The sequence below is a fragment of the Pauljensenia hongkongensis genome (genome assembly GCF_001746855.1).
Lineage (GTDB): Bacteria > Actinomycetota > Actinomycetes > Actinomycetales > Actinomycetaceae > Pauljensenia > Pauljensenia hongkongensis.
This window is the reverse complement of record NZ_CP017298.1, coordinates 782,541-786,697: the sequence shown is the minus strand read 5'-3', so window position 1 is coordinate 786,697 and position 4,157 is coordinate 782,541. Positions and strand designations below refer to the sequence as shown.

The 4,157-nt window shown below is 75.5% G+C and carries 3 protein-coding genes; 1 reads left to right on the top strand and 2 read right to left on the bottom strand.

The genetic code is table 11. From position 1 onward, the window contains the following. Positions 1-10: 10 nt before the first annotated feature. Positions 11-1,120, bottom strand: a complete 1,110-nt coding sequence (locus BH719_RS03260; RefSeq protein WP_034255191.1) for a glycosyltransferase — start codon at positions 1,118-1,120, stop codon at positions 11-13. Continuing rightward, positions 1,117-2,736, bottom strand: a complete 1,620-nt coding sequence (locus BH719_RS03255; RefSeq protein ID WP_009743321.1) for an asparagine synthase-related protein — start codon at positions 2,734-2,736, stop codon at positions 1,117-1,119. The genes BH719_RS03260 and BH719_RS03255 overlap by 4 nt, the downstream gene beginning before the upstream one ends. Positions 2,737-2,812: 76 nt before the next feature. Between BH719_RS03255 and BH719_RS03250 the strand changes: the two genes are divergently transcribed. Continuing rightward, positions 2,813-4,157, top strand: a 1,345-nt coding sequence (locus BH719_RS03250; protein ID WP_009743320.1) for a lipopolysaccharide biosynthesis protein, incomplete at its 3' end; no start/stop codon positions are given.

The window sequence follows — 4,157 nt, the reverse complement described above, 5'->3', positions numbered from 1 at the left end:
CGCCCGCTGCTCAGCCGAGCGACGCGTAGACCTCGCGCAGGCGGGCCGTCGCCCCCCGCAGGGAGCGGTTGCCCACCACCCACTCCCGCGCGGCCGCCCCCATCGCAGCGCGCTCCTCCTCGGGCATCGCCAGCACCCGGCCAAGGGCCGCGGCCAGGTCGTCGCGGTCCCCGTCGGCGGTGAGGAACCCCGTTGCGGAGTCGGCGAGCATCTCCGGGGTGCCCCCCACGCGGCCCGCGATCACCGGGACCGCGCAGGCCTGCGCCTCCAGAAGCACCAGGCCCGCCGCCTCCTGGCGCCCCTCCGAGCTGCGCGTCGGGCACACCAGGACCGCCGCGGACCGCACGAGGTCGCGCACCCACTCGCGCGGCAGGGCGCCGGTCATGCGGACGTGGGGGCCGGCGGCCGCGCGCACCCGCTCCTCCAGCGGGCCCTCGCCGACGACGACGAGGCGGTGCGGGAAGCGCTCCACGAGCGCCGCCGACACATCGACCAGGTCCATCACACCCTTGAGCGCAGTGAGGGCGCCCACGAAGAGGACCGTGGGCTCCGCGTCGGCCCTGCGGGAGGGGTCCCCGGGCGTCCAGAAGGCCGTGTCGACGCCCTGGTAGTGGACCTCCACCTTGTCCGCGGGCGCCCCCGAGGCGACGGCGACGCCGGCGAGGAAGCGCGACACCGCCAGCAGCGCCTCCGACTGGGCGAAGGCCGCCCTGCGGTTGCGCTCGTTCCACGCCCCGCCCGCAGCGCCCCGCGCCGCCCCCGCCCGGTAGGCGTCGCCGCCGTGCAGGGTCGTCACCATCGGGGCGCCGGTGCGCCGCGAGGCGCGGACCGCGGGGAGCGACCACGTGGCCTGCTGCTGGTGGACGACATCGGGCCCCCACGCCTCCACGGCCCTGGCCATCGTCCCCAGGCGCCCCCACTTCAAGCGCTCGCGGGCCCGCGCCCCCAGGCGTCCAGCGAGGGGGGTGGCCTGCTCGACGGGGACGGCGACGGCCGGGTCGGCGATGTCGGCGACCAGGGTGAATGCCCTCCACTCGATGTCGGGCATGGCGTCGGCGTGGGCCAGGGCGAAGTACGTCGGGGGGATCCGCAGGGTCCCCTTCGTGATCGCCGTCCTCATGCGCCCTCCCCCTCAGGCACGATCCGGCCCGGGCCGCCCCACCGGTTGTCGGTGAACAGGCGCGCCCACGTGCCCAGCGCGGTGGCGCCCGTCATGTAGCGCAGCGCCAGCAGGGGCTGCGGCACCTGGCGGGAGAACGCCTCGAAGCCCATCGGGTGGCGCAGTTGGGCGCGCACGGAGCGCGCCCGCGCGAGCGCCCGGTCCGCGCCGGTGGCGCCCATGAGGCGCAGGGCCGCCCTCTTCATGCCCGGCGGTATCCCGTGGTCGTTGCCCGGCGCGCTGTAGTAGCCCCGCGGCGGGGAGGCCGACACCGAGGAGTAGAGCGCGTCCACGAAGCCCGCGTACCACCCCCGGTCCCGCGTCAGGCCCGGGCCGCCGCGCAGCCACGCCCGCCACATGTCCGCGTCCAGCATCGGGGCCGCCCACCCGTACCCGAAGTACTCGTAGGTGCGCATCGACATGTTGATGTACTTCGCCTGCCTCTCGCGCAGGTTGAACCACTCCACCCATGACTGCAGCGCCGCCTCACTGGCGCCGGCGCCCACTCCGGCGTCGCGCGCGGTCTCGCGCAGGGCCAGCGCCATGTCTGGGTCGCGCCTGAGGGCCCCGGGGGCTCCCTGGAGGGAGCCGTGGTAGAGGGTGATGAGCCGGGCGGCCTGGGCCGGGGAGGGGCGCCGGGCCAGGGCGGCGCAGTCGTGCGCGTTGCCCACGATGGTGTGCCCGGGGACGATGACGGCGCCGTCGTCGATGAGGCGCCGGCACCGCAGCTCCCCCAGGGCGTACCAGTCCTGGACGTGGGGCAGGGATGTGGCGCCCCACGTGGCGCGGCGGAATCCGTCGGCCCTCCGCCAGCGCTCCGCCATGCGGTCCGGGTCCAGGTGGACCGCCGTGAAGGGGATGCCGAGGCTGTCGGCGACCCCCCGGGCGACCGCCTCCTCGCCGCACCCGGGGACCCCGTAGGAGAACGCGGCCAGGCGCGGGGCCCCCGCCTCGACCAGGGCGGTGGCCAGCAGCCGCGAATCGAGTCCGCCCGACAGGGGGACGACCAGTTGGCTCCGGCCCGCCGCCGCCACCAGGCGCGACACGCACCGGCGCAGCGCCCCGCCGAAGATCCCCGCGAACTCGTCGGGGTCCTCGACCAGGTCCGGGCCGTGCCGGTACCGCATGTAGGGGCGCTGGTCCCACGATCCGTCGTCGCGCAGGACGACGGTGTGCGCGGCCTGGACCGAGCGCACCCCCTCGACCAGGGTGCGCGCGCCCAGGGAGAAGCCGAGGTGGCGCAGTTGGGCGGCGCCCGCACGGTCGAGCCGCCACGGCACGAGGGCGCGCAGGGCGTCGGGGGAGTCCGCGACGACCCAGCGCCCGTTGTGGAAGGCGAAGAGCAGGACCCGCGAGCGCATGGGATCCACGGCGAGGCGCACCTGTCCGCCGGCGCGGCTCACGAGGGCCCACTGCCCGGGCAGGCGGGCCAGGTCCGGGTCGGAGGGGAAGGAGAACAACGAGGGCGGCAGGTCGCCGACGGGGGACCACGCCCACGTCCGGGATCCGGCCCCGCCCCCGGCCCTCGGGGCGCTGGACCTCCTCCACGAGGCGTCCAGGGAGATGGTGGGCAGCACGTCTCCTCCTCGCTCTCACCTCGGCAACGCGACGCCTACGAGTCTACGCGGTGGCGGGGTCTGATTAAATGGGCGCATGCGGGTCAGTGGAACTCTGCGCTCGAGCGCGGCGCGGCTGCGGGGGAGGTCCCCCGTGCTCGCCGCGGTCATGACCCTGCTGTCGGGCACCCTGGCCGCCCAGGTCATCGGCTTCGTCCTGCAGATCGGCATCGCGCGCACCTACTCGGCCACGGACAAGGGGCTCTTCGGCATCTACGGTTCGGTGGCCTCCCTGGTGGTCACGGTGGCCGCCGCCCGCTTCGACCTGTCGGTGGTGCTGCCGCGCGACGACGACGACGCGCGCGTCCTCGTGCGATTGGCCGGCCGGTGCGTCGTCGTGTCCTCCCTGCTGACGTCGCTGGCGTGCGTGGCGGCCGCGTCGTGGGTGTCGTCCCGCTACGGCTCGGCGGAGCTGGCGGCGTGGCTGTGCGGATCGGGGGTCACCGTGTTCGCGCTCGCCCAGGCCGCGAACCTGCAGTACTGGCTCACGCGCAAGGGGCGTTTCGGCGACATCGCGCGCTCCTCGGTGGTGCGCTCCCTGGCGGTGGCGGGCCTGCAGCTGGTGTGCGGGTGGGCTGCGGGCGGTGGCCTCAACGCGCTCATCGGCGCGACCGTGGTGGGCCAGCTGATCGCCCTGGCCTACGTGTGGGGGCGGGGCCGCGACGCCCGCGCCCCCGGCGGCCCCGGCGCGCCCACCATGGGCGAGATGGCGCGCAGGTACCGCAGGATGGCGTTGCTGGGGGGCCCCAACGTCCTCGTCGACGCGGTGCGCAACACGGGCATCAACTTGCTGATCGGATCGGCCGCGGTGGCCTCGCTGGGGCAGTTCCAGCTGGCCTGGGCGGTGCTGCAGGTGCCCGTCGCCCTGATCGTGGGGTCCATCGGCCAGGTGTTCCTGCGGACCCTGTCGCGCACGGAGCCGGGCCGGATGGGCTCCCTGGTGGCGGCGACCATGAGGCGGGCGGTCCTGGGCGCCGCGGTCCCCTTCGGCGCGCTGTACGCCCTGGCGCCGTGGCTGTTCCCCGTGGTGTTCGGCGCGCAGTGGGACCAGGCCGGGGACTTCGCGCGCTCCCTGGTGCCCTGGCTGGCGATGATGGTGGTGTCCTCGCCGGTGTCCAACCTCTTCGTCGTGACGGACAACCAGCACAGGATGCTCGCCTTCGCCGTCGTCTACTGCGCGGTGCCCCTGGCGTGGCTGTGGCTGTCGCCCCTGGACCTGGCGGCGACCGTGCGCGTGCTGGGGGCGGGCATGGCGGCGCTGCTCGTGGTGATGGTCGCCATGGCGTGGTCGTGCGCGCGCGAGTTCGACCGGCGCGGGGGCCCCGCCCAGGGCGCTGACGAGCCGGATCGGGGCGGGGAGGAGCCGGATCACGGCGGACAGG